Source organism: Micromonospora sp. LOL_013 (genome assembly GCF_048060315.1).
Taxonomy (GTDB): Bacteria; Actinomycetota; Actinomycetes; order Mycobacteriales; family Micromonosporaceae; genus Micromonospora_E.
This window is the reverse complement of sequence record NZ_JBHMIQ010000025.1, coordinates 39077-64281: the sequence shown is the minus strand read 5'-3', so window position 1 is coordinate 64281 and position 25205 is coordinate 39077. Positions and strand designations below refer to the sequence as shown.

The 25205-nt window shown below is 71.6% G+C and carries 21 protein-coding genes; 15 read left to right on the top strand and 6 right to left on the bottom strand.

Going from position 1 to position 25205, the window contains the following annotated elements; translation table 11 throughout:
• The first annotated feature begins 44 nt into the window (after window positions 1–44).
• From ilvN to serA, 4 genes are all read left to right on the top strand, one after another.
• Entirely contained in the window at window positions 45–560 is a 516-nt protein-coding gene (gene ilvN / locus ACFHWS_RS17975) for an acetolactate synthase small subunit (protein WP_282234408.1), read from the top strand.
• A 103-nt stretch (window positions 561–663) separates the two neighbouring features.
• On the top strand, window positions 664–1677 hold the full coding sequence (gene ilvC, locus ACFHWS_RS17970) for a ketol-acid reductoisomerase (RefSeq protein ID WP_416553707.1): 1014 nt from the start codon (window positions 664–666) through the stop codon (window positions 1675–1677).
• 150 nt (window positions 1678–1827) lie between these two features.
• A complete protein-coding gene (gene mpgS / locus ACFHWS_RS17965; protein WP_416568603.1) occupies window positions 1828–3090 on the top strand; it encodes a mannosyl-3-phosphoglycerate synthase in 1263 nt (420 codons plus the stop codon).
• Window positions 3091–3316: 226 nt separating this feature from the next.
• Window positions 3317–4915 carry a phosphoglycerate dehydrogenase gene (serA, locus tag ACFHWS_RS17960; protein ID WP_416553711.1) on the top strand — a complete coding sequence of 533 codons (1599 nt, stop codon included), beginning with the start codon at window positions 3317–3319 and terminating at the stop codon, window positions 4913–4915.
• A 63-nt stretch (window positions 4916–4978) separates the two neighbouring features.
• Here the strand turns inward: serA and ACFHWS_RS17955 are convergent, their stop codons facing one another.
• Together ACFHWS_RS17955 and ACFHWS_RS17950 are read right to left on the bottom strand one after the other, a co-directional pair.
• Window positions 4979–5347 (bottom strand): hypothetical protein, encoded by a 369-nt coding sequence (locus tag ACFHWS_RS17955; RefSeq protein WP_416553713.1) that lies wholly within the window; start codon window positions 5345–5347, stop codon window positions 4979–4981.
• Window positions 5348–5606: 259 nt separating this feature from the next.
• Window positions 5607–6521: an FAD:protein FMN transferase gene (locus ACFHWS_RS17950; protein ID WP_416568602.1), complete on the bottom strand. Its 915-nt coding sequence runs from the start codon at window positions 6519–6521 to the stop codon at window positions 5607–5609.
• A gap of 265 nt (window positions 6522–6786) precedes the next feature.
• Between ACFHWS_RS17950 and ACFHWS_RS17945 the strand changes: the two genes are divergently transcribed.
• Together ACFHWS_RS17945 and ACFHWS_RS17940 are read left to right on the top strand one after the other, a co-directional pair.
• Window positions 6787–7818 (top strand): 3-isopropylmalate dehydrogenase, encoded by a 1032-nt coding sequence (locus ACFHWS_RS17945; protein ID WP_416553783.1) that lies wholly within the window; start codon window positions 6787–6789, stop codon window positions 7816–7818.
• 343 nt (window positions 7819–8161) lie between these two features.
• The gene (locus ACFHWS_RS17940) at window positions 8162–9259 is read left to right on the top strand and encodes a branched-chain amino acid aminotransferase (RefSeq protein ID WP_416553717.1); all 1098 of its coding nucleotides are present in this window, start codon (window positions 8162–8164) and stop codon (window positions 9257–9259) included.
• A gap of 60 nt (window positions 9260–9319) precedes the next feature.
• Here the strand turns inward: ACFHWS_RS17940 and ACFHWS_RS17935 are convergent, their stop codons facing one another.
• Window positions 9320–10060 carry a tyrosine-protein phosphatase gene (locus ACFHWS_RS17935; RefSeq protein WP_416553719.1) on the bottom strand — a complete coding sequence of 247 codons (741 nt, stop codon included), beginning with the start codon at window positions 10058–10060 and terminating at the stop codon, window positions 9320–9322.
• A gap of 98 nt (window positions 10061–10158) precedes the next feature.
• Complete coding sequence (locus tag ACFHWS_RS17930) at window positions 10159–10620, bottom strand: PRC-barrel domain containing protein (RefSeq protein WP_416553721.1); 462 nt, start codon at window positions 10618–10620, stop codon at window positions 10159–10161.
• Between the two features lie 336 nt (window positions 10621–10956).
• Here ACFHWS_RS17930 and cimA point away from each other — a divergent pair, with 336 nt between their 5' ends.
• Window positions 10957–12561, top strand: coding sequence for a citramalate synthase (cimA, locus tag ACFHWS_RS17925; RefSeq protein ID WP_416553723.1), 1605 nt, complete (start codon window positions 10957–10959; stop codon window positions 12559–12561).
• A 76-nt stretch (window positions 12562–12637) separates the two neighbouring features.
• Here the strand turns inward: cimA and ACFHWS_RS17920 are convergent, their stop codons facing one another.
• The gene (locus ACFHWS_RS17920; protein ID WP_416553785.1) at window positions 12638–13537 is read right to left on the bottom strand and encodes an endonuclease/exonuclease/phosphatase family protein; all 900 of its coding nucleotides are present in this window, start codon (window positions 13535–13537) and stop codon (window positions 12638–12640) included.
• Window positions 13538–13851: 314 nt separating this feature from the next.
• On the opposite strand from ACFHWS_RS17920, the gene ACFHWS_RS17915 reads away from it, so the two are divergent.
• The 5 genes from ACFHWS_RS17915 to arfB are packed head-to-tail and all read left to right on the top strand — an operon-like array spanning window position 13852 to window position 18292.
• Window positions 13852–14898 (top strand): AAA family ATPase, encoded by a 1047-nt coding sequence (locus ACFHWS_RS17915; RefSeq protein WP_416553725.1) that lies wholly within the window; start codon window positions 13852–13854, stop codon window positions 14896–14898.
• Window positions 14895–15899 carry a DUF58 domain-containing protein gene (locus tag ACFHWS_RS17910; protein WP_416553727.1) on the top strand — a complete coding sequence of 335 codons (1005 nt, stop codon included), beginning with the start codon at window positions 14895–14897 and terminating at the stop codon, window positions 15897–15899. The genes ACFHWS_RS17915 and ACFHWS_RS17910 overlap by 4 nt, the downstream gene beginning before the upstream one ends.
• Window positions 15899–16861 (top strand): VWA domain-containing protein, encoded by a 963-nt coding sequence (locus ACFHWS_RS17905; RefSeq protein WP_416553729.1) that lies wholly within the window; start codon window positions 15899–15901, stop codon window positions 16859–16861. The genes ACFHWS_RS17910 and ACFHWS_RS17905 overlap by 1 nt, the downstream gene beginning before the upstream one ends.
• Before the next feature lie 59 nt (window positions 16862–16920).
• Entirely contained in the window at window positions 16921–17817 is an 897-nt protein-coding gene (locus tag ACFHWS_RS17900; protein ID WP_416568601.1) for a S1C family serine protease, read from the top strand.
• A 46-nt stretch (window positions 17818–17863) separates the two neighbouring features.
• The gene (gene arfB, locus ACFHWS_RS17895; protein ID WP_123604400.1) at window positions 17864–18292 is read left to right on the top strand and encodes an alternative ribosome rescue aminoacyl-tRNA hydrolase ArfB; all 429 of its coding nucleotides are present in this window, start codon (window positions 17864–17866) and stop codon (window positions 18290–18292) included.
• 34 nt (window positions 18293–18326) lie between these two features.
• On the opposite strand, the gene ACFHWS_RS17890 is transcribed toward arfB, so the two are convergent.
• Entirely contained in the window at window positions 18327–19871 is a 1545-nt protein-coding gene (locus ACFHWS_RS17890; RefSeq protein ID WP_416568600.1) for a S8 family serine peptidase, read from the bottom strand.
• Window positions 19872–20146: 275 nt separating this feature from the next.
• On the opposite strand from ACFHWS_RS17890, the gene ACFHWS_RS17885 reads away from it, so the two are divergent.
• The 3 genes from ACFHWS_RS17885 to ACFHWS_RS17875 are packed head-to-tail and all read left to right on the top strand — an operon-like array spanning window position 20147 to window position 25095.
• Entirely contained in the window at window positions 20147–23650 is a 3504-nt protein-coding gene (locus tag ACFHWS_RS17885; protein ID WP_416553733.1) for a diguanylate cyclase, read from the top strand.
• Complete coding sequence (locus ACFHWS_RS17880; RefSeq protein ID WP_416553735.1) at window positions 23647–24141, top strand: hypothetical protein; 495 nt, start codon at window positions 23647–23649, stop codon at window positions 24139–24141. Before ACFHWS_RS17885 ends, ACFHWS_RS17880 begins: the two co-directional genes overlap by 4 nt.
• Before the next feature lie 51 nt (window positions 24142–24192).
• Window positions 24193–25095 (top strand): 3-methyladenine DNA glycosylase, encoded by a 903-nt coding sequence (locus ACFHWS_RS17875; RefSeq protein WP_416553737.1) that lies wholly within the window; start codon window positions 24193–24195, stop codon window positions 25093–25095.
• Window positions 25096–25205 lie beyond the last annotated feature (110 nt).

Here is a 25205-nt window from a genome sequence, read left to right as displayed (position 1 = left end):
GCGGCCTGTCACGACCCGGCCAATCCGATGATGACGAGGAAGAAATGACCAAGCACACGCTCTCCGTGCTGGTGGAGAACAAGCCCGGGGTGCTGGCCCGGGTGTCCGGCCTGTTCTCCCGGCGCGGGTTCAACATCGACTCACTGGCGGTCGGCGAGACGGAGAACCCTGAGGTCTCCCGGGTCACCATCGTCGTCGACGCCGACTCGTCGCCGCTGGAGCAGGTGACCAAGCAGCTGAACAAGCTGGTCAACGTACTGAAGATCGTGGAACTCGACCCGGCGGTGTCGGTCGCCCGCCAGTTGCTGCTGGTCAAGGTCCGCGCGGACCGCGCGATGCGGTCGCAGGTGCTGGAGACGGTGAACCTGTTCCGTGCCCGGGTGGTGGACGTCGCACCGGACACCCTCACCGTCGAGGCCACCGGCACGTCCGACAAGCTGGACGCGTTGCTGCGCGATCTCGAACCGTTCGGCATCAAGGAGATGGTGCAGTCCGGTCTGGTCGCGATCGGGCGCGGCTCCCGGTCGATCACCACCGGGCCGGCCCTGCGCGCCGCCTGACCCGCTGGCCGGCGGCATCGGCTGCCGGCCTGATGACCTGCGGCAGGCAGCTGCCGCCCGAGGAGAAGCCGGCCACCGTGGCCGGGCACACGAGAGGGAAGTCATGACCGCTGAGGTGTTCTACGACGACGACGCCGACCTGGCCGTCATCCAGGGGCGCAAGGTCGCCGTGCTGGGGTACGGCAGCCAGGGCCACGCCCACGCGTTGTCGCTGCGCGACTCGGGTGTCGACGTCGTGATCGGCCTGCCGGAGGGTTCCAAGAGCCGGGCCAAGGCACAGGAGCAGGGGCTGCGGGTGCTCGGTCCGGCCGAGGCGTCGGCGTGGGCCGACGTGATCATGGTGCTGGCCCCGGACACCGCGCAGCGCTCGCTCTACGCCGAGGCGATCGCGCCGAACCTGACCGCCGGCAAGGCGCTCTTCTTCGGCCACGGGCTGAACATCCGGTACGGGTTCATCACCCCGCCGGCCGACGTGGACGTGGCGATGGTGGCGCCGAAGGGCCCCGGGCACCTGGTCCGTCGGCAGTACGTCGACGGCAAGGGCGTGCCCTGCCTGGTCGCGGTCGAGCAGGACGCCAGCGGTGGTGGCTTCGGCCTCGCCCTGGCGTACGCCAAGGCGATCGGCGGCACCCGGGCCGGCGTGATCAAGACCACCTTCAAGGAGGAGACCGAGACCGACCTGTTCGGTGAGCAGGCGGTGCTCTGCGGTGGCGCGTCGGCGCTGGTGCAGACCGGGTTCGAGGTGCTGACCGAAGCCGGCTACGCGCCGGAGATCGCCTACTTCGAGTGCCTGCACGAGCTCAAGCTGATCGTGGACCTGATGTACGAGGGTGGCATCGCCCGGATGCGCTACAGCGTGTCGGACACCGCCGAGTACGGCGACTACTCCCGTGGCCCACGGGTGGTCGACGCCCGGGTCAAGGAGGAGATGCGCAAGATCCTCGCCGAGGTGCAGTCCGGGGAGTTCGCCCGGGAGTGGATCGCCGAGGATGACGCGGGCCGGCCGAACTTCGCCAAGTGGCGGGCCGAGGGCGCCGCGCACCCGATCGAGGAGACCGGGCGGAAGCTGCGCGGCATGATGAGCTGGGTCGACCGGCCGATCACCGAGACCGCCTGACGCCGCACAGAGCCCATCACCGACAGTGATCAGTGGTGGGCTCTGTGCCTATCTCGGGGCGGGTTTCGTTACCGAAAGATTGCGGGTTGGGGTCGGTTTCGGGTACCAGGTTTCCGGCGCCGATAATTGACCTACGGTTACAGGTAGTTAATGGCCGCCTCGGGTAATGTGCCCCGCATGCGTCTGGAGCAATCGCACCGCACGGAGCGCTTCGGGGCCGTTCGCATCCATGAGCTTCAGCGTGTCATCGAGCTGGACTCGGGGGATGTCGCCGGTGACCGGGGCCGTGGGCTGGTCTCCCAGGAGGATATCCGGGCCGTCGAGCGGGACATGGTGGTGGTCATACCCTGCATGAATGAAACACGCAGGGTGATTGAAGGAGTGCTCTCTGGTATTCCGCACGACTGTCTGATCGTGCTTGTCTCGAACAGCGGCCGGCAGCCGGTGGACCGTTATGAAATCGAGGCCCATACCGTCGAGCAGTTCTGCTGGTCGGCGGACCGACCGGCGATCACCGTGCATCAACGGGATCCAGGGCTGGCCGCGGCGATGAAAGCCGCTGGCATGCCGGAGTTGATCGACGAGAGCGGGTTGATCCGTACCGGCAAGGGTGAGGCCATGCTGATCGGCATGGCGGTCGCCGCGCTCACCGGGCGCCGGTATGTCGGCTACGTGGACGCCGACAACTACGTCCCCGGCGCGGTCCACGAATACTGCAAGGTGTACGCCGCTGGCCTGCACCTGGCCGACAGCCCGTATCCGATGGTCCGGATCTCCTGGCACTCCAAGCCCAAGCTGCGCGACGGCCGACTGTTCTTCAGTCGCCGGGGCCGCAGTTCGGAGATCACCAACGGGTTCCTGAACCGGCTGATCGCCGAGTACTCCGGCTTCGGCACCGAGGTGATCGCCACCGGCAACGCCGGCGAACACGCTCTCAGCCTCGACCTCGGCCTGCGGCTGCGGCTGGCCGGCGGTTTCGCGGTCGAGCCGTACGAGTACGTCGACCTGTTCGAGCGCTTCGGCGGCATCCTGGACACCGACAGCCCCGAGGTGATGGCGCATTCGGTGCCGGTGCTGCAGGTGGAGACCCGCAATCCGCACTTCCACGACAACAAGGGCGAGGAGCACGTCCAGGGCATGCGGATGCAGGCGCTCAACGTGCTGTACCACTCCCCGGTGTGCCTGCCGGCGGTCCGCGAGGCGATCCTCGAGTTCATGATCGACCAGGGGGCGTTGTCGCCGGGGGCCGAGCCGCCGCGCGAACGGGTCTATCCGCCGGTCGGTTCGCTCGCCTTCGACCTGCTCTACGACACCCTGGAGGCGGAGGCCGGCACGTTCCGGCAGATCGGTGACGGCGGCATCGTCCGTAGTCGGATCCCCCGTCATCCGGTCAGTCCGGCACCGGCCGGCTGACGGTCCGGCGGCGGCAGTCGGAGTACGGCGTCGGTTGGCCGGGGCGGGTGTTAGGTCTGATTTGTGAGGGCCCTCACCCCCGGCCCCGAGCCGCGCCGTCCACGGCTGCGCCTACGATCGCGGGTAGGCCGCCTCCGTGCCGGCGCGACACCCGGGCGGGGGAGCGTAGGGCGCAGAGCGGCGCCCCACCGCCGCAGATACCCGTCCCGGACGACTTTGAGGACCAATGAATCCTGTCGTACTGATCGCTGAAGAGCTCGCGCCCGCCGCAATCGACGTACTCGCTCATGACTTCGATGTCCGCCACGTCGACGGCACGGACCGTCCCGCCCTGCTCGCCGCGCTCGCCGACGCCCACGCGGTGATCGTGCGCAGCGCCACCCAGATCGACGCCGAGGCGTTGGCCGCCGCGCCCCAGCTGAAGGTGGTCGCCCGCGCCGGTGTCGGCCTGGACAACGTCGAGGTACCGGCCGCCACCGCCCGAGGCGTCATGGTGGTGAACGCACCCACCTCCAACATCGTCTCCGCGGCCGAGCAGGCGATCGCCCTGCTGCTCGCGGTGGCCCGCAACACCGCCAGCGCCAGCGCCGCGCTCAAGGCCGGCGAGTGGAAGCGGTCCAAGTACACCGGCGTGGAGCTGCAGGGCAAGACCATCGGCGTGGTCGGGCTCGGCCGCATCGGCGTGCTGTTCGCGCAGCGGATCGCCGCGTTCGGTACCCGGCTGATCGCGTACGACCCGTACATCCAGCCGGCCCGCGCGGCCCAGCTCGGGGTTCGCCTGGTCGGACTGGAGGAGCTGCTCCGGGAGAGCGACTTCATCTCGATCCACCTGCCGAAGACCCCGGAGACGCTCGGCCTGATCGGCGAAAAGGAGCTGGCGATCGTCAAGCCCGGGGTCCGGATCGTCAACGCCGCCCGGGGCGGCCTCGTCGACGAGCAGGCGCTGGCCGACGCGTTGGCCGAGGGCCGGGTCGGTGGTGCCGGCGTCGACGTGTACGCGAAGGAGCCGTGCACCTCCTCGCCGCTGTTCGCCTTCGACAACGTGGTCGCCACCCCGCACCTGGGCGCCTCTACCGCCGAGGCGCAGGACAAGGCGGGTCTGGCGGTGGCCCGCAGCGTCAAGCTCGCGCTGCAGGGCGAATTCGTCCCCGACGCGGTGAATGTGCAGGCCGGCGGGGTGGTCGCCGAGGACGTCCGGCCGCTGCTGCCGCTGGCCGAGAAGCTGGGCAAGGTGTTCACCGCGGTGGCCGGGGTGGTCGCGGCCAGCGTCACCGTCGAGGTACGCGGCGAGGTCGTCGGCAACGAGGTGTCGGTGCTCAAGCTGGCCGCGACCAAGGGGCTGTTCAGCTCGGTGGTCGAGGAACAGGTCACCTACGTCAACGCGCCGCACCTGGCCGCCGACCGGGGCGTCGAGGTGGAGCTGGTCACTCACCCGGACACCGCCGACCAGCCCAACCTGGTCACCGTCCGGGGCGTGCTGCCCGACGGCGGTACGGCAAGTGTCTCCGGCACCGTGGTGCAGTCCGCCGGCCGGGACGTGGTCCGGCTGACCGAGGTCGACGGCTTCGACCTCGAGCTGTCCGCCGAGGGCATCCTGCTCTTCTTCCGGTACGCCGACCGGCCGGGCGTGGTCGGGACCATCGGCTCGATCCTCGGTGAGTCCAGTGTCAACATCGCCGCCATGCAGGTGGCCCGGCGGTCCGTCGGTGGCGAGGCGCTGATGACCCTCACCGTCGACTCCGCTGTCGGCGCGGAGTCGCTGCACAATGCCGCCAGCTCGATCGGGGCGACCGCGGCCAGCGCGGTGGATCTGCGCGAGGAGTGACCTGCCGGACGTGTCGTCCGGCTTCGGCGGTTCGGGGACCCGCGTCCCCGAACCGCCGCCCGCTCAGCGGGTCGACGCGCTGGCCGGCGGCGGATAGACCGAGCCGTCCTGCGGATCGAGCAGCAGCAGATTGTGTTCCTGAGCCAGCCGTTCGATGGTGAGCAGCACCTCGTCGGCGCAGGTCTGACGCAGGTTCATCTCGACGTGGTCGGTTGCGGTATGTAATGGGACCTTTGCCCAGGGGCAGTCTTCTGTGGTGGAGGCGGCACCTTGATCCGGGTAGCTGGCGGTCAGCGCGGCGTGGAAGGACGTGATCCGGCGGTCGGTCGCACCGTCGGCGTGCTCACCCTGCCGGCACAGTTCGTGTGCGGCGTGTACGTCCGCCGAGGTGGACTGATCGTCCAACGCCCATACGACTAGATCGAATGTCACGCCGCACAGCGTGCCATCCATCAGGGGGATCGTTCCACCCAGTGCCGTGGCCGACAAGCAATGTCAGAGGAATTGGAACCTTGCGCCCGGTTGTGCGGAATCGATAGCGTGGCGGTGCGGTTGCTCAGGAGTTGCTCCGGCGCCGGTCGCGTCTTCGGGTGACGTTCCGGCCGGGCCGTGGTCTCTCGGGTGACTGCACCCCCGGTGCGCGAGCTGAGCGCACGTGTCGCCGGCCCGCTCCCGTGGTCATTTGCCGAGATCACGGGGGGGGGGCCGCGCCAGGGGCCGACCTTCTTCCGCCGACCAGATTCAGCACGTGGTAGCCGTCCACTGTAGGAAACCAGTCGCGGCCGGCGGGCCCGGCGGCGAACAGCGCGGTCGCGTAGCCGTCGGCCACCGCGAGGTCCGCGCCGAGCACCATGGCGGCGCTGTCCCGCTCCACTACGGCCCCGGTGTGCGGGTTGACGACCTTTCGGCTGCCGACGGTCAGTCCACTGGTCCCGATCGCTCCGTCCATCATGGTCACGGTGGTCGGCTGGCTGCCCGGCGTGGTGCCGGCTGGGCCGTCGCCGGTGTCTGCGGGCAGCGGCTGCTGCAGGGCGATCCGCCACGGTCCGCCGTGCGGGGCGCGTCCGCGTGCCACCAGATCACCACCGCTGACCACGGCGTAGTCGGTGATCCCGGCGGCGCGCAACCGACCAGCGGCCCGCTCGATGGCCCAGCCCTTGATCATGCCGGCCGGGTCGAACCCACCGGGCACCGCCCACGGGTCGAACCAGCCCTCGGTGGCCACCCGCATCGCCTCGCACCGGTGCACGATGTCGGCCAGCGGCGGGTAGACCTCGGCCGCGACCTCACCCCGGCGCAGCAGCGAGACCAGGCTGTTCGGCCGCAGCGGACTGTACGTCACGTCGATCGCCCGCAGCTCCGCGACCGCGTCGCCGATCGCCTCGCTCAGCCCACGCCGGCCGATCCGTTCGCTGCCTACCAGAACGAGCTGGTAGTCGGTGGTGGACGTGGCGACGGTGTGCCGGGCGACCAGCTGGCCGGCCGGGCGGCTGTCGTCGGCCGGCGACGCGGCGGTGCCGGACGACCCGGTCGGGGTGCCGGCTCCCGGCGTCGGACCGATCCGCAGATCGGGCGGTTCCGGCTGGGCGGCGCGGTACGCCAGCATCGTCGATCCTCCTCCGCCGGTGCCCGGATCCGATCTTCACCTACAGTAGCCGTTTGAGGTAAGTATGGTGTTAAGCCCGGCTGTGTGCTTCCTGGGCGGCGCGGGGCGCCGCGGCCAGCTGGCCGCCACCCGTGTTCCAGCGGGTAAGCCGGTCCCGGGTTCCAGCGGGTGAGTCCGTATTCTGGGACCGACGTACCGATTTCCGGGATGATCGCTTAACGTTCGCTAGGCGGTCGACGGAGCAGACGAGGGAGTTGACGTGGCGATGGCGCGGATCGCGGTCGTGGCCGGCGACGGCATCGGATCCGAGGTGACCGCGCAGGCCCGGAAGGTCATCGACGCGGTGCTGCCCGGCGTCGAGGCGACCGAGTACGACCTCGGTGCCGCCCGCTACCACCGCACCAGCGAGGTGCTGCCCGACTCGGTGCTGGACGAACTCGCCGATCACGACGCCATCCTGCTCGGCGCGGTCGGTGACCCCAGCGTCCCGCCCGGGGTGCTGGAGCGCGGCCTGCTGCTCAAGCTGCGGTTCGCCTTCGACCAGTACGTCAACCTGCGGCCGTCCCGGCTCTGGCCCGGCACGGCGAGTCCGCTCGGCGGCGTCAAGCCGGGCGAGATCGACTTCGTCGTGGTCCGCGAGGGCACCGAGGGCCTCTACACCGGCGCCGGTGGCACGATGCACCGCGACACCCCCGCCGAGGTCGCCACCGAGGAGAGCCTCAACACCCGGCACGGGGTGGAGCGGGTGATCCGGGACGCCTTCACCCGCGCTGCCCGCCGGGAGCGGCGCAAGGTCACCCTGGTGCACAAGACCAACGTGCTGACCCACGCCGGGTCGCTGTGGTCGCGGACCTTCGCCGCCGTCAAGGCCGACTTCCCGGACATCGAGACCGAGTACCAGCACGTCGACGCCGCGGCCATGTTCATGGTCACCCAGCCCCAGCGGTACGACGTGGTGGTCACCGACAATTTGTTCGGTGACATCCTGACCGACATCGCCGCTGCGGTTACCGGCGGCATCGGGCTGGCGGCCAGCGGCTGCATCAACCCGGAACGCCGCTACCCGTCGATGTTCGAACCGGTACACGGCTCCGCGCCGGACATCGCTGGCAAGGGCGTCGCGGACCCGGTGGCCGCCGTGCTCTCCGCGTCGCTGCTGCTGGACCACCTCGGCCACCCGGAGTCGGCCGAGCGAGTAGCCAGGGCGGTCGCAGCCGAGCTGGCCTCCCGCGCTCCGGGAGCCGCGCTGCGTACCGCCGAGATCGGCGACCGGCTGGCCGCCCACGCCGTGGGCTGAGCCCAACCGATCGACCCGCGTACCGCGCCGGTCGACCCTTGCCGGGGCCGCACCGCGCGCCGACCGGCGTCCGCCCACGCCACGGGTGTCGGACGGATCAGGTCCGCGCCCGTCACCGCCAAGCGGTCAGTCCGGTTCGGCACCGTTGACTACGCAAAGCTGCGCAGCTCGATTCCGTCTCCGGTGCCGTACCGACCGTACCTTCGCCGTGGGTACCCCTGCCGACGGCCAATCACCAGGTGGCGGACTTACCGGCCGCCGCGCCGGTTCCCGCTGAACGAACGTTCGGGGTAAGTTGCATGACACACAGCTTCGTCGCTTTCTCGCCATGGAGGTCAGCCCGATGATCGGCGGTGACAAACTCGAATTCGAGATCCGTCCGAATCCACACCCGGTAGCCGACGCGGAACGCGCCGCGCTGCTGGCCAATCCCGGGTTCGGTCAGATCTTCACCGACCACATGGTCACCGTCCGGTACGCCGAGGGCAAGGGCTGGTACGACGCCCGGGTGGAGCCACGGGCGCCCATCCCGATGGATCCGGCGACCGCGGTGCTGCACTACGCCCAGGAGATCTTCGAAGGACTGAAGGCCTATCACGCGGCGGATGGGGGAGTGACCCTGTTCCGGCCGGACGCCAACGCGGCGAGGTTCATTGCCTCCGGTGCCCGGATGGCCATGCCAGCCCTGCCGGAGCAGGTCTTCCTCAACTCGTTGCGGCACCTGATCACAATCGATCGACAGTGGATTCCGGCCGGCGACGACGGCAGCCTCTACCTGCGACCGTTCATGTTCGCCAGTGAGGTCTTCCTCGGTGTCCGGCCGGCCCGCGAGTACCTCTACGCGGTGATCGCCTCACCAGTCGGCTCCTACTTCTCCGGTGGGGTCAAACCGGTGACGGTCTGGGCGTCGTCGGTCTACACCCGGGCCGCGCCGGGTGGCACCGGAGCCGCGAAGTGCGGGGGTAACTACGCCGCCTCACTGGTGGCCCAGGCGGAGGCGATCGAGCACGGCTGCGACCAGGTGGTCTTCCTCGACGCGGTGCACCGGCAGTACGTCGACGAACTCGGCGGTATGAACGTCTTCTTCGTCTACGACGACGGTTCGTTGATCACCCCGCCGCTGACCGGCGCGATCCTGCCGGGCATCACCCGCGAGTCGGTGATCACCCTGGCCCGGCGGGCCGGTCACCAGGTCGTGGAACAGCCTCTCAGCCTGGCCCAGTGGCAGGCCGACGCGGCCAGCGGCCGACTGCGTGAGGCGTTCGCCTGCGGCACCGCCGCGGTGATCACACCGATCGGTCGGGTCCGCTCGGCCGACGGCGAGTTCACCGTCGCCGACGGTGGGCCCGGGGAGGTCACCATGGCGCTGCGGCAGAGCCTGGTGGACCTGCAGCGGGGCCGGGGCGCCGACCCGGACGGCTGGGTGCACCGGGTGTTCTGACCAGTGCCGTGACGCGGTAACCCGGGCCCGGCCCGGGTCACCGCGTCGACTCGGCCCAGGTCACTGCGTCAACAGATGGGCGCGCAGCTCGGTGATCCGGTCTGCGGACAGCCCGGCGGTGCGCAGGTAACCCTCGACCGAGCCGTGCCGCTGCCGCAGCTCGGTGAGGAACGTCTGCATCGCCTCGGCCGGGCAGGAGAAGAACGGCACCGGCACCAGATGGTCGTTGCCGGCCTGGGTGCGCAGCCAGGCGAGCAGCCGTTCGCTGCCGGCGTTGCTCAACGCGTAGTCCTCGGCGATCACCGAGTCCCGGACTCCGAGCAGGGACAGCGTCATCGCGCAGACCAGCCCGGTGCGGTCCTTGCCGGCCATGCAGTGCACCACCGCCGGTGCGGTCCGCGCCTCGGCCAGCAGTGAGATCGCCGCGACGAAACCGTCCGCGGCCTGCTCGGTCAGATCGTGGTAGCGGTCGGTCAGGTAGCGGGCGGCACCCTGCTCCGGCTGGTAGGGGATCTCGCCCCAGTCCTGGTGCCGCAGATGGATGTTGTGGTACTCGAAGCCGTCCGCCGGCGGGATCCGTCCGTACGTCTGCACCTCGTGCGGCCGGCGCAGGTCGATCACGGTCCGTACGCCGAGCGCGTCGAACGCCGCCGCGTCGTCGGCGTCGAGCCGGTGCGGCGAGTCGGCCCGGTAGATCCGCTGCCAGCGGACGGTACGCCCGTCGAGCCCCGGGTAGCCCCCGATGTCGCGGAAGTTGAACATGGTCGCGAAGGCCAGCGAGCGGGTGGCGGCGGCAGTCATGAGTTCTACGGTAGCCAGCCGGGCCGACACCGGTAAACGGTGCGGGTGGCCGGCGCCACGTGGCACCGGCCACCCGCACCGGGTGGGTCGTCACCGGGTCAGATGATCCGGCCCGGTGCCATTGGCGGGACCGGGGTGCCGGTGGCACCGCCGTAGTAGGCGCTCAGCTTGTCGCGGTACGCCGGATCCGTCGCACTGGTCCCGTCGTACTCGGGGGCGTCCTTGATCTGACCCTTGTCGCGGTCGACGTAGACCTTCTGCGCGTCGTGGTCGACGCGGTTGACCACCCCGGCCGGCAGCATCACCTTCCGGCCGAAGATCCACGGCCCGGTGTCGACCACCAGATGGCTGCCGTCCACTTCTTCGGTGGCGGAGTCGATTTTGCCGATGCCGCCGTCGGTCGCCTCGACGTGGTAGCCGGCCAGGTTGGCGCCGTCGATCCCCGCGTCGTCGCGGTAGCGCCACGGGTCGAACGTGCCGGCCGGGGTGCCGCCCACGACGTCACCCTGGCCACCGGCCGGCCCCGTCAGCGCGGTGTGTTGCGGATCGAGCCTGTCCATCGGAGGTCACTCCTTCGCTCGGCGGAACTGACTGCGTCGTCATCCCAGGAATACCCATGGCGCTCGATCGGTACACCTGACCTCGGACGGTCCTACTGTCCCGCGATGTGGATTCGACTACCGGTCCGGGTGCAGTCGGTGGCAAAGTACCCTGCGTGACTTACCTCGTACTCATTATTGGCAGCTAGCGCGCCCCGGCAACCGTCCGCCGAGCGCGCAGACCTCCCGCATCCGCGGGGGGTCTTTTTGTTGGCCGTACGAGGTCGGCGGACGAGCGGGTGAGGATGGCCCGGCGCGAGCAGCGGGTGGTGCGGGACGTCCGTCGAAAGGATCGAGATGACTTTCCAGGTCTATGACACGACTCTGCGCGACGGTGCGCAGCGTGAGGGCATCAGCTACTCGGTGGTCGACAAACTCGCCGTCGCACGGCTGCTCGACGACTTCGGCGTCGGCTTCATCGAGGGCGGCTGGCCCGGTGCGATGCCGAAGGACACCGAGTTCTTCCGCAGAGCCCGCACCGAACTCGACCTGCGGCACGCCGTACTCGTCGCGTTCGGTGCCACCCGCAAGGCCGGCGTCAAGGTCGCCGACGACCCGCAGGTCCGGGCCCTGCTGGACGCCGAGACGCCAGCGGTCTGCCTGGTCGCCAAGTCCGACATCCGGCACGTCGAGCGGGCGCTGCGCACCACCGGCGCGGAGAACCTGGCGATGGTCACCGACACGGTCGCGCACTTCGTCGCCGAGGGCCGGCGGGTCTTCCTCGACTGCGAGCACTTCTTCGACGGCTTCCGGCACGACCCGGCGTACACCGCCTCGGTGGTCAGCGCGGCGGCGGCCGCCGGCGCCGAGGTCGTGGTGATGTGCGACACCAACGGCGGGATGCTGCCGTCGCAGATCGGCGCGGCGATCGCCGACCTGGTCGACCGGACCGGGCTGGACGCCGACCGGCTCGGCATCCACTGCCAGAACGACACCTCCTGCGCGGTGGCCAACACCATCGCCGCCGTCGAGGCCGGCGTCCAGCACTTCCAAGGCACCGCCAACGGGTACGGCGAACGCCCCGGCAACGCCGACCTGTTCGCCGTCGTCGCCAACCTGCAACTCAAGCTCGGGCTGCCGGTCCTACCGGACGGCTGCCTGGAACAGATGGTGCGCGTCTCGCACGCCATCGCCGAGATCGCCAACATCGCCCCCGACACCCACCAGGCCTACGTCGGGGCCGCCGCCTTCGCCCACAAGGCGGGGCTGCACGCGAGTGCGATCAAAGTGGATCCGTTGCTGTACAACCACGTCGACCCGTCGGTCGTCGGCAACGACATGCGGATCCTGGTGACCGAGATGGCCGGCCGGGCCAGCATCGAGTTGAAGAGCCGTGAACTCGGTGTCGACCTGGCCGGCCATCCGGACGCGCTGTCCCGGGTCACCAAGCGGGTCAAGGAGCTGGAGGCCGGCGGCTGGTCCTTCGAAGCCGCCGACGCCTCGTTCGAGCTGCTGGTCCGCTCCGAGTTGGCGGCCGACACCGGTGCCGTCACCACCCGGCCGTTCGCTCTGGAGTCCTACCGGGTGCTGGTGGAGCACCGCGAGGACGGCGCGGTGGTCTCCGAGGCCACCGTCAAGGTCCGGGTACGCGGCGAGCGGGTGATCGCCACCGCCGAGGGCAACGGCCCGGTCAACGCCCTCGACGAGGCGTTGCGGGTGGCGCTGCGCAGCCACTACCCGGATCTGGCCGACTTCCGGTTGGCCGACTACAAGGTGCGGATCCTGGAAGGCAGCCAGGGCACCGGGGCGATCACCCGGGTGCTGGTGGAGACGGTCGACGGCAACGCCCGGGACTGGACCACCGTCGGGGTGCACGAGAACGTGGTCGAGGCCAGCTGGCACGCCCTGGTCGACGCGCTCACCTACGGGCTGGCCCGCGGCCGGACCACCATCGGCGTCTGACCTGACCTGACCTGACCTGACCTGCCCGGCCCGGGGCCACCGGTGACCCGCCCGGGCCCCGGGCAGGCGGTGCGGGTCAGGTGGCCGGCAGCACCAGCCCGGCGACGACCATCCGGTGGTCGCTGCCGGGCACCCGGTGCACGGTCACCGACCGCACCCCGATCCGGTCGTCCACCAGCACCCGGTCCAGCGTCACCGGCGGGATCGGGCTACCGCTGTACGGCCCCCAGGTGCCGACCAGCCCGTCGCCGGTCGCGTCGGCGGCGTCGACGTAGCCGGCCGCGATCAGCCGGCGCAGCGCCGCGTGGTCCAGGGTGGCGTTGAAGTCGCCGGCGAGGATTCGCGGCGGGCCCTGCGGGTCGGGGCGGGGCTGCCCGGCCAGGTCGGCCCGCCACGACGACAGGGTGTGCAGCGCGAACGGCGCCATCGGGTGCGCCGACTCGACCCGCACCGGCCCGCTGCCCGGCGGGCGGACCGTGCCGTACGACTGAGCGAAGCCGCCCATGTTACGCCGTACCCCGTCGTCGGTGACCGGCCAGCGCGCGTAGACCGCCGATCCGGTGGTCCCCACCTCCGGATCGGTCCGGCGGTACGGCAACAGGTCGCCGACGCCGAGCCGGTCCAGCTCGGCCTCGGCCGCCGGAGTGAACTCCTGCATTGCCAGCACGTCCACCCGCTCCCGGCGCAGCAACTCCATCAGCACCGTCAGGTCCGCCGCCCCGGCCAGCAGGTTCGCCGTGGCGACCCGGACCGTGAACCCGTCGGTGGCGCTCGCGGTCCGGCCGCCGTCCGGCACCGCCCGGGGCAGCACCGCGACGGCGAGCAGCAGCACCGCCAGCAGCGCGGCGCCGCTGGCCCACCACCGCCGGGACCAGACCGCCACCGCCAGCGGGACAACCGTCCACGCCGCCACGTACGGGGTGAACGCGAGCAGCTGCACCAGCGGGCCGTACTCCCAGCCGGCCAGCCGCAGCATCGCCCAGAGCAGCCCCGGCAGCACCAGCGGCCACACCAGCCAACCGCCCGGGCGACGCCGGGGGCTGGCCGGGGGTTGCGGGGTGGGGCTGGTCTGCGGCGCGGTCACGCCGAAACGGTATCCGGTGTGTCCGATGTCGGACCTGTCACCCCGGTTCGGTGTCGGTGGTACCACCCCGGCCGGTCAATCATCCGGTCGGCGGCGGATCCCGGCGTTAGAACGGCCCGATCCGGGGCACCCCTCGGCCGGCGCCGCAGTGGCCCCGCACCGTCGGGGCCGACCGGCGATTGGCGACCAGCGTCAAGGACGGTGCGATGACGACGACCGAGCCACAAGTCAGTACGGAACAGCCAGCCGACGCCGCTCCGGCCGCGGCCGCGCTGGAGCAGGCGCTGTTCGAGGTCAAACGGGTGATCGTAGGGCAGGACCGGCTGGTCGAGCGGCTGCTCACCGCGTTGCTCGCCAACGGACACTGTCTGCTGGAGGGCGTACCGGGGATCGCCAAGACCCTCGCGGCGCAGACCCTCGCGGTCGCCGTCGGCGGCAGCTTCTCCCGGATCCAGTTCACCCCCGATCTGGTGCCGTCCGACATCGTCGGTACCCGGATCTACCGGGCGTCGACCGAGTCGTTCGACATCGAGCTCGGACCGGTGATGGCCAACCTGGTGCTCGCCGACGAGATCAACCGGGCGCCGGCCAAGGTGCAGTCGGCGCTGCTCGAGGCGATGGCCGAGCGGCAGGTCTCGATCGGCGGCCGCAGCTACCCGGTGCCGGACCCGTTCCTGGTGCTGGCCACCCAGAACCCGATTGAGTCCGAGGGGGTCTACCAGCTTCCGGAGGCGCAACGGGACCGGTTCCTGATGAAGGTCGTGGTCGACTACCCGACCGACGAGGAGGAGCTCGGCATCCTCTACCGGATGGGGGTGGACCGCCCGCAGCCCCGCCAGGTGCTGGACGCGACCACCCTGTGCGCCATGCAGCAGCAGGCCCGGGAGGTGTTCGTCCACCACGCGCTCGCCGAGTACATCGTCCGGCTGGTGCTGGCCACCCGCCGCCCGCAACTGTTCGGGCTGCCGGAGCTGACCGGGCTGCTGGCGTACGGTGCCAGCCCGCGCGCCACCCTCGGCCTGGTCGCCGCCGCCCGGGGCTTGGCGTTGCTGCGCGGCCGCGACTACGTGCTGCCCGAGGACGTCCGGGAACTCGCCACCGACGTGCTCGCCCACCGGCTGGTGCTCTCCTTCGACGCGGTCGCGGACGGCGTCGACGCCGGGTCGATCGTCCGCCGGCTGATCCAGGTGGTCCCGCCGCCGCGGATCGCGCCGGCCCACGACCAGCGACCCGGACTGGCGGCTGTCGCGTGACCGGCGACGGCCCGCTCGGCCCGGCCACCCTGCCGGAGCTGACCCCACCGGAGACGCTGCGCCGGCTGGAGCTGACCGTCATCCGGCGGCTCGACGGCCTGCTGCACGGTCAGCACCTGGGTCTGCTGCCCGGCGCCGGCAGCGAACCCGCCGGCAGCCGGGAGTACCGGCCCGGTGAGGACGAGGTACGCCGGATGGACTGGGCGGTCACCGCCCGGACCACCGTGCCGCACGTCCGCGAGGTCGACGCCGACCGGGAGCTGACCTGCTGGCTGTTGGTCGACGGGACGGCCAGCATGGACTTCGGCACCGGCGAGCTGGAGAAGCGGGAACTGGCGGTGGCGGCGGTCGCCGCGGTCGGCTTCCTGACCGCCGGCACCGGCAACGCGGTCGGGGCGCAGTTGATCGGGGCGGACGGCGTTCGCCGGTTTCCGGCCCGGACCGGCCGGGACCATCTGCTGCATCTGCTCCGTGCGCTGCTCGCGGCGCCCCGGGTACCGGCTGGCGGGTCCGGCCGGGACGCGCCGCCGCCGCTGGCCGACGGGATCGACGGGATCCGGCGGGCGGCCACCCGGCGCGGGTTGACGGTGGTGGTCTCCGACTTCCTCGACGGACTGCCGGATGACCCGGCCGGCCGGCCGGACTGGGAACGGCCGCTGCGCCGGCTCGCCGCCGGGCATCAGGCGCTGGCGATCGAGGTGACCGACCCCCGGGAACTCGACCTGCCCGACGTCGGGGTGATCACCGTCGAGGACCCGGAGACCGGCCGCCGCCGGGAGATCAGCACCGCCAGCCAGGACCTGCGGCGCCGGTACGCCGAGGCCGCCGCCGAACAGCGTTGCCAGGTGGCCGGGGCGATCCGCCGGGCCGGCGCGGCCCATCTGGCGCTGCGCACCGACCGGGACTGGGTGGCCGACATCGTCCGGCACGTGCACCGCCAACGGCAACTGGCCGGCTGCCCACCGGCCCGTTCCGCCCCGGTACCGGCAGGAGGACTCTGATGACCTGGCAGTCCCCGGAGCGGCTGTGGCTGCTCGCCGCGGTTCTCGCGCTGGCCGGCGGTTACCTGCTGATGCAACGGCGCGGTGCCCGGTACGCGGTCCGGTTCACCAACCTGCGGCTGCTGGACCGGGTGGCACCGCAGCGTCCGGCCTGGCGTCGGCATCTGCCGGCCGGCCTGTTCCTGGCGATGCTGGCGCTGCTGGTGGCCGGGTTCGCCCGGCCGATGGACGAGGTCCGGGTGCCCCGGGAGCGGGCCACGGTGATGGTGGCGGTGGATGTTTCCACCTCGATGCTGGCCAACGACGTACGACCGGACCGGCTCAGCGCGGCCAAACGGTCGGCACACGAGTTCGTCGACGACCTGCCGGCGCAGTTCAACGTCGGCCTGGTGGCGTTCGCTGGCAACGCCTCGGTGCTGGTCGGGCCGGGCACCGACCGAGAGGCGCTGGGCGCCGGCATCGACCGGCTCGCCGAGGGGATCACCGGGGCCCAGGGCACCGCCATCGGCGAGGCGATCAAGACGTCGTTGGAGGCGATCCGGTCGCTGGACGCGCAGGCCGCCGAGGAGGTCCCACCGGCCCGGATCGTGCTGCTGTCCGACGGGGCGAACACCTCCGGGCGGTCGCCGGAGTCGGCGGCGGCCGAGGCGGTGGAGGCCGGGATCCCGATCGACACCATCTCGGTCGGGACCGCCGCCGGCTACATCGACTACGGCGGCGGCCGGCCGCTGCGGGTGCCGGTGGACGGCGAGAATCTCGAAGCGGTGGCCGAGTTGACCGGCGGTGCCTACCACGAGGCGGCCAGCAGCAAGCAGTTGAGTGCCGTGTACGCCGACATCGGCACCTCGGTCGGCTACCGGCTGGAGCTGGCCGACGTCTCGGCCCGGTTCATCGGATTCGGGCTACTGCTCGCCGTGGCTGCCGCCGGGACCTCGCTGTTGTGGTTCTCCCGGCTGCCCTGACCCGCGCCACCCGGACCTACCCCGCGCCACCCGACCTGGACCGGTAAAGGAGGAGCCCGATGACTGTGCCTACCGGGCTGGGCGAGCCGCGTGGCCCGTGGTTCGTCTCGCCGGACGCGGACCGTTGGCCGGGGCTGGACGGTTCCGCCGTACCGCCGGCACCGCCCCCGCCGCGACGGTGGCGTCGCCGGCTGCTCACCGCCGCCGCGGTGCTCGCCCTGTCGGCGGCGTCCGGCGGGCTGGCCGGCGCGGTGGTCGCCGGCTGGGGCGGCGACGCGGGACAGCCGGCGGCGCTGCCGTCGCCGTCGGTCACCCCCGGGGTGTCGCCGGACCTGGTGGCGGCGGCGGCCAAGGTGCTGCCCGGCGTGGTGTCGGTCCAGGTCGAACGGGGCAGCATGATCTCCGGTGGGTCCGGCTTCGCGATCGACGACCAGCATCACATCATCACCAACGACCACATCCTGGACGGCGACAGCGAACCGGGGACCCCGCTCAACGGCCACCAGGTCAGCGTCGTCGCCCAGGACGGTCGGCGGATCGTCGCCGAGGTGGTCGGCCGGGATCCGGGCAGCGACATCGCGGTGCTGCGGGTGCCGTCGACCGCCGGGCTGCGTCCGCTGGCCCTGGCCCAGCCCGGCGCCACCCAGGTCGGAGAGTCGGTCCTGGCGGTCGGCTCCCCGCTCGGCCTGTCCGGCACGGTCACCGCCGGGATCGTCAGCGCCCTGGACCGTGAGGTGATGCTCGGTAACGGCGGGCGGCAGACCGCAGTGCAGACCGACGCGTCGATCAACCCCGGCAACTCGGGCGGGCCGCTGGTCAACGTCGACGGCGAGGTGATCGGGGTGAACACCGCCATCGCCACGTTGGAGGGTGTCGGGTCGATCGGCATCGGCTTCGCCATCCCGATCCACCGGGCCGAGCAGACGGCCGACGAAATCATCCGGCGGGGCGGCTGACCACCGCCCAGGTGGTCGGCGCCGACGGCAGCGGTACTGTCGGATGATGGCGGCAGGCGAGATGCGGGTCACCGACTCGGTGGTGATCCCGGCGGGCGAGTTGACCGAGCGGTTCTCCCGTTCGTCCGGACCCGGCGGCCAGGGCGTCAATACGGCGGACTCGCGGGTCGAGCTGTCGTTCGACGTCGCCGGCTCGACCGCGCTGCCGCCGTGGCTGCGCCAGCGGGCGGTGCAGCGGCTGGCCAATCGGTTGGTCGGCGGGGTGTTGACGGTCACCGCCAGCGAGCACCGCAACCAGTTGGCGAACCGGGCCGCGGCCCGGGACCGGTTGTCCGCACTGCTGCGGGAGGCGATCGCGCCGCCGGCGCCGCCGCGTCGGCCGACCCGGCCGTCCCGGGCGGCGAAGGAACGGCGGATCAGCGACAAGAAACGCCGGGCGCAGACGAAGCGTCTGCGCCGCGGCGATCCTGACTGACCCGGTACGCGGCCCGGTCAGCTGTTCGGCCCGGTCAGCACCAGCAGGCGTTGGCCCAGCTGTCGGTGGACCAGAAGTGCGAGTCCCAGTCGCCCGGCGTCCACGATCCGGTGGACCAGAAGTGGCTCGACCAGGCCGGGTCCACCCAAGACCCGGAGCCGTCCCAGGACGGCGAGGTCCAGACCGCGTCACCCCAGGTGCGACTGGCCCAGGAGGTGCCGGTCCAGCCGTCCGCGGCCATCCGGTGACCCAGCCAGACGCCGCCGGTCCAGGCGGTCCGGGCCGCGGACCGGCTGGCCCAGGCCGGGCTGCTGAACGGGCCGAAGATGCTCTGCTCACCCTGCAGCGTCACGTTGTTGCGGGCCACTCTGCTGGTGCCCCGGGACGCGTCGATCGGGCCGTGTCCGTCGGACCTGGTCCACTGCTGCGGCTGCCACACCGGGGTGTAGGTCAGTGCCGCGTTCAGGTTGATGCTGCGTAGGCCGAGGTTCGCGCCTCCGCCGGTGGGCAGGAAGGTACCGCTTTCCATCAGTAACTGTTTGACCTCGTCGGCGGTGAGCCACGGCTTGGCCTGCAGCAGCAGCGCGGCGACGGCCGAGGTGACCGCGACCGCCTGCGAGGTGCCGCTGCCCCGGAACAGGGTGCTGCCGACCCGGGCGCCGGGGTAGTGGTTGTCGATGTTGGAGCCCGGGTTGCGCAGCGACAGCACCGATTCGCCGGGGGCCAGCAAATCCAGTTGCCGGCCGGCCGTGGCCAGGTTGGTGAACGGCGCGAGTTCGTCGTCGGCGGTGGTCAGCGTGCCCTTGGTCAGACTGGCGCCGACCGTGATGACGTACGGGTTGGTCGCCGGATTGTCCAGCCGACCGAACCCGTTGCCGTCGTTGCCGGCGGCCGCCACGACCACGATTCCGGCGTGCCACGCCTGTTCGACGGCGAAGTGCAGCGGATCGGTCCAGAAGGCCGGGTTGCCGGCGGAGCCGTACGCCAGGTTCAGTATCCGGATCGGATGGGTGGGGTCGTGGTTGCGGTTGGCGACGACCCAGTCGATCGCCGCGATGACCTGTGAGACGTCGACCGCGCCGTTGGCCGTACCGACCTTGACCGAGGTCAGGCTCGCCTTCGGCGCCAGCCCGCGCGCGCCGCTGGTCGGATCGTCGCCGATCAGTACGCCGGCGAGGTGGGTGCCGTGCCCGTAGGTGTCGAGCCAGCGCAGATTTGTCGCCTGGGACTCGAAGGACAGGTCCGGGCCGTTGACCAGCCGGTTCCCCGGCAGGCCGGGGACCGGTACCACCCCGGTGTCGATCATCGCAATGCCGATCCCGGTGCCGTCCAGCGCCGCCGTCGCCGGGGTGTTCGCACCGACGATGCTGCGCACGTCGGCCAGCGAGGTGCCCTGGCCGATGCCGGGGGAGCCGTTCCACAGGCTGGCGAAGCCCCCGGCCGGTACAGCGTCCGGTGCGCCGGCCGGCCGCGCCGCCGGCCCGCCGGCCACGGTGGCGGCGAGCATCACGACCGTCGACAGTACAGCGATCTGTTTTCGGTATCCGCGCTGTTCGCGTACAGCGCTTATCGTCGGCACCGGTGCGATCCTCCTGACGAATAACTAGATCATGGCTACCGGTGAGTCCATCCGATAGGGACGCGTCCCGGCACCACGGTGGACATGTTACGTAGCAGAAACCTCTCAGGTGGGAACGAACATCCTCCTATCGTGCAGGACGTGCGTCGGGCCGGTGGACTCCCATGCCCGGTGACTGACGGATAGCATCCAACTCGGTGGTGCCGTACACAGAGGGCACCCGTTAACCATGCCGACACGCCCGTCGGCCCACCAGGTCGCGGCAGGCGGGTCCGGTGACCCGGTACGCCGGTGGTGACGAGGGCGGTGAGACGTACGACGTGGCGGCGACCGATCCGGTCACGGGAGCCCGTCAGCGCGCATCCCTTGAGCCATTCCTCAGACGCCAGTTGAGCCGGGCGGGGCACCCCTGTGGGGTGTTCCTGTTCGACGTCGACTTCTTCAAGACCGTCAACGACGTCTACGGCCACCTGCGTGGCGACCGGGTGCTCCGCCAGCTCGCCGAGCGGGTACGCGCCACCTGCCGGCCGCAGGACGTGCTGTTCCGGTACGGCGGCGACGAGTTCGTCGTCGTACTGCCGCAGACCGGACTCACCGAGGCGGTCCGGCTCGCCCTGCGGCTGACCGAACGGATCCGCAACACCGAGTTCTCCGGCGACCCGCCGCTGCATCTGACGGTCAGTCTCGGGGTGGCGACCGCCCCCGCGGACGGCACCACCGCCGAGCACCTGCTGGACCACGCCGACCGACGCAACTACCTCGCCAAACGGCGAGGGCGCGACAGCGCGGTCGCCGACGACGTGGAGATCGCCGACGACACCGGATCCCGGCTGTGGGAACGCGACGAGGCGCTGCGCCGTACCCACGAGTTCCTGACCCGGCTGCAGGTGACCGGCCGTGGCTCGGCCCGTGTCCACGGGCAGCGCGGTGCCGGGCACACCCGTTTCCTCGCCGAGACCGCCCGGCTGGCCGCGTTGCGCGGGTTCGCCGTGGTCACGGTGTCACCCGAGCCGGAGCCGCTGCCGCCGCCGGTCTTCGCCGACCAGGTTCTGCTGATCGCCGACCTCGCCGCCGTCGACCGGGTCCCACAGTTGCTGCGCGTCTGGTCCCGCCCGAGCCTGCTACCCGCCGTGCTCGGGCTGGTGCAGGCCAGCACCGAAACGGCCCGGCCGGCCCGGCCGCCCGGACCCGTCGGTGCCGGCGAACCGGTCACGGTGACCGGTCCCGGTCCGCTGCCCGGTGTCGGTCCGGGTGGAGTGCACCTGCCAGAGCTGGAGCAGATCGAGCTGACCCCGTGGTCGCCGGCAACGACCCGGATCTGGTTGCGGACCGCGCTGCGCGGCGAACCCAGCCGGACCCTGGTGAACTGGTTCGTCCGGCAGACCGGCGGGCTGCCGGCCGCCGCCGACCGGGAACTCGACCGGGTACGTAGCCGTCGTGGTCTGGTCGGTTCCGGCACCGGCGGCTGGACGTTGAGCCCGGACCTCCTTGGCCGGCCCCGGCGGCGGGTGCGGCTGCCCGCCCCGCTGACCCCGCTGATCGGCCGGGACCGCGAGGTCGCCCGGATCGACGCGCTGCTGGCGACCAGCCGGCTGGTCACGCTCGTCGGGGCCGGTGGGATCGGCAAGACCCGGCTGTCGCTGTCGGTGGCCGCCGGTCTCGCGGCTCGGTTCGACGACGGGGTGTGTTTCGTGGCGCTGGCCGCCTGCCGCACCGCGACGGAGGTGCTCACCGCAGTCGCCGCCGCGCTGGACGTGCCGGTGCGTGCCGGGCAGGCGGTGCTGGACGCGGTGGTCGACCACACTGCGGACACCGAGTTGCTGCTGGTGCTGGACAACCTGGAGCAGGCGTTGGCCGCCGGTCCGCCGTTGGGCCAGCTGCTGACCGCCGCTGGGCGCGTTCGGGTACTGGCCACCAGCCGGGAGCCGTTGGGAATCTACGGCGAACAGGTCTACCGGGTGCCGCCGCTGCCGCTGCCCCGCCTCGACGACCTGCCGCGCGGGGCGTCGGCCGCCGCCCGCGTGGTGGCGCAGCATCCGGCGATCGCCCTGTTCGACCAGCTCGCCCGGGCGGCCGACGCGGACTTCAGGCTGACCGCCGACGCCCTGCCGGCGGTGGCCGAGCTGTGCCGGCGGTTGGACGGCCTGCCGCTGGCGATCGAGCTGGCCGCCGCGCGTACCGACCAGTTGAGCCCGGCGGCACTGCTGGAGCGGCTCGGCCCGCACCTGGACCCGCTCGGCCCCGGGCCACGCGACCGGCCGGCCCGCCAGCGGACCCTGCACGGCACCGTCGACTGGAGTTTCGGCCTGCTGGAGCCGGCACAACGGGACGTCTTCACCGCTGCGGCTGTCTTCACCGCCGAGCCGACGGCAGCTGCCGTGGCCACCGTCGCCGGGCTGGAGCCGGTCGCCGTGGCGGGGTCTGCGGCCACGGCGGGGTCTGCGGCCGTCGACCGGGTCGCCGAAGCGTTGGAGGCGCTGGTCCGCAAGAGCCTCGTGGTGGCGGTGACCGGGCGGTCCGGCACCCGCCGGTACGCGATGCTGAACACCATCCAGGCCCAGGCCCGCCAGCTGTGCACCACCGGGCAGCGGTCCCGGCAGCTGCGAAACCATCTGGCGTACTGCGCCGGGCTGGCGGACCGGGCGGCCGGCGGGATGGTCGGGCCGGAGCAGAGCCGCTGGGCCGACGAGCTCGACCAGGAATACCCGGACCTGCGGGCCGCGCTGGAGTACGCGCTCGCTGCCGACGACCTGGCCACCGCGACTCGGCTCTGCCTCGGGTTGTGGCGGTACTGGCGCAACGGAAACCAGATCCGTGACGGCCGACAGTGGCTTGACCGGCTGCTCTCCGCCCCCGCCGGGTTGGCCGCGGAGCACCGCCGCCAACTGCTCTATCCGGCGGCGGTACTGGCCGCCACCCAGGACGACACCGCCACCGCCGCCCGACTCGGCGGGGAGTGTCTGCGCCTCACCGAACGGGCCGGCGACGCCGAGGGCGCCGCGCAGGCCCGCAACATCCTCGGCGTCGCGGCGATGCTCGCCGGCCGCTACGACGAGGCCGGCGAACACTTCCGGTACGGCCTGGAGGTGTGGCGCGAGCTTGGGGCGAAGCCCGGCATGGCGATCGCGCTCGGCAACCTCGCCAAGGTCTGTCTGCGGGCCGGCAACATCGCCGACGCCGACTGGCACATCAACCAGTGCCTGGCGCTGGAGCGGGAAGCCGGCAACAGCCGCGGCGTACTGCTCGGGTTGACCTGTCTGGCCGAGATCCTGCTGGCCCGGCCGGACCCAACCGGCGCGGCCGCCGTCGCCCGGGAAGCGCTCGACCTGGCCACCGGGCTGGGGGACCTGTTCGGCGAGGCGGTCGCACTGCACCATCTCGGGCAGTGCGAGCTGGCCGGCGGGGACCGGCCGGCCGCGCTGCGGTTGTTCGTCGCGGCCCTGGAACGGCGGTTCGAGCTGGGCGACCGGGCGGACCTGTCCACCTCGTTGGAGACGGTGGCCGAGGTGACCGTCGACGAGGATCCGGCCCTGGCGGTACGGATCCTCGCTGCGGTCGACTCGTTGCGCTACCGGTTCGGCCTGGTCGCACCGGTGGCGGTGCAGCAGCGGCGGGACGCCGCCCTCGACGCGGCGCGGCGCGCATTGACCGGTGACGCGTTCGACGCCGCCTGGTACACGGGCGCGGCCACCCCGCTGGACCTGGTCGTCGACCAGGCACTGGACTGCGCACCGGAGGGACCCCGGGACCCGGCCGCGGTGCTAGGGTCCCGGGGGTGATCGAAGCAGCTGTCCACCTTGCCGCCCAACCCCGTCTCGACACCCTGGTCACCGAGTGGCGTTCCGAGGCGCAGCGGCTGCGTACCGACTATGCCGGCACCGCGTGGCTCGGTGACCGCCCGGCGGACGACACCGGCCTGGCCGGCCCCGACTACACCCGCCGCGGCGTGGACGTGCAGCTGTTCCTGCCGGACACCCACTGGTACGCGGTCGACGCTTTGGACGACGTGGAAATCCAGGTGACCGGCGGGCTGGTGCAGGTCGCCGCCACCGCCCGGCAGACCCAGGGACTGGTCGGCGCGCTCGCCGCGCCGACGGTGGATTTCTTCGAGCACCCCGACGGCGAACCCGGCGTCGGGATCTGCCTGTCCCTGCGCGGTGAGATCTGGTCCAACCTGGGGCTGTCCTACCGGGTGAGCGTGCTCTGCCGGCCGGACGCGGTACTGCGGTCCGGCGGGCGGGCCGACGGGGAGCCAGCCGACGGAGACTGACCGGGCCGGCCCTGGCGGGTCGGCCTTCCCGGGTCGGCCTACGCTGGTCGGGTGGTGACCGACACCCTGCTCGACCGGGTTACCTGGACCCGGCGCCGCGACGCGCACGCCGAGCGTGTCGACCGGCTGGTGGGCGGGCACCTGGAGCGCCGCCGCCGGGGCGAGTCGCATCCGGTCGCCGACTTCCTGTTCACCTACTACGCGTACCGGCCGGCGCAGCTGCGTCGCTGGCATCCGGGGGCGGGGGTGCGACTCGCCGACACCGAGCCGGCGCAGTGGGGCCGGGACTACCGGACGGTTCCGAGCGGCGACGGGGTGGCGGTCACCCTGGACACCGCCGGGCTACTGGCCCGGCGCGGCGAGTTCGTCACCTGGGTACGGGACCTGCTGGCCCGTACCGCGAACCGGCCGGCGCACCTGGGCTGCTTCGGCCTGCACGAGTGGGCGATGGTCTACCGGCAGCCCGCCGACGAGGTCCGCCACCACCGGTGGCCGCTGCGGATGAGTCCGGCCGGCCTCGCCGAGTTCGTCGACGGCCAGCGGATTCGGTGCAGCCATTTCGACGCGTACCGATTCTTCACGCCAGCGGCCCGGCCACTGAACCTGCTTTCCCCGCAGCGCTCCAACCAGGCCGACTTCGAACAACCGGGCTGCCTGCATGCCAACATGGATCTGTACAAGTGGTCCTTTCGGTTGAGTCCGCTGGTCCCCGGCGAACTGGTGGTGGACTGCTTCGAGTTAACCCGTGACATCCGGGACCTGGACATGCGGGCCAGTCCGTACGACCTGCGGGAGCTGGGCTATCCGCCGGTGCGGATCGAGACCGCGGCGGGTCGGGCCGAGTACGCGACGATGCAGCGGGACTTCGCCGAGCGGGCCGCGGTACTGCGGGACCGCCTGTTGCGGTGTATCGCCCGATTCGATGGGTTTGGCCAGTCGGATCAGCTGAGCTGACATTCCGACTTCGCATCAACTTCATGTGCCAATCGTGGCCGCCTGCTGACCGCTGCCTTAATTCAGTCAGCTCCAATGGTTGACCGGACCTATACGTTCAATTAATCTCA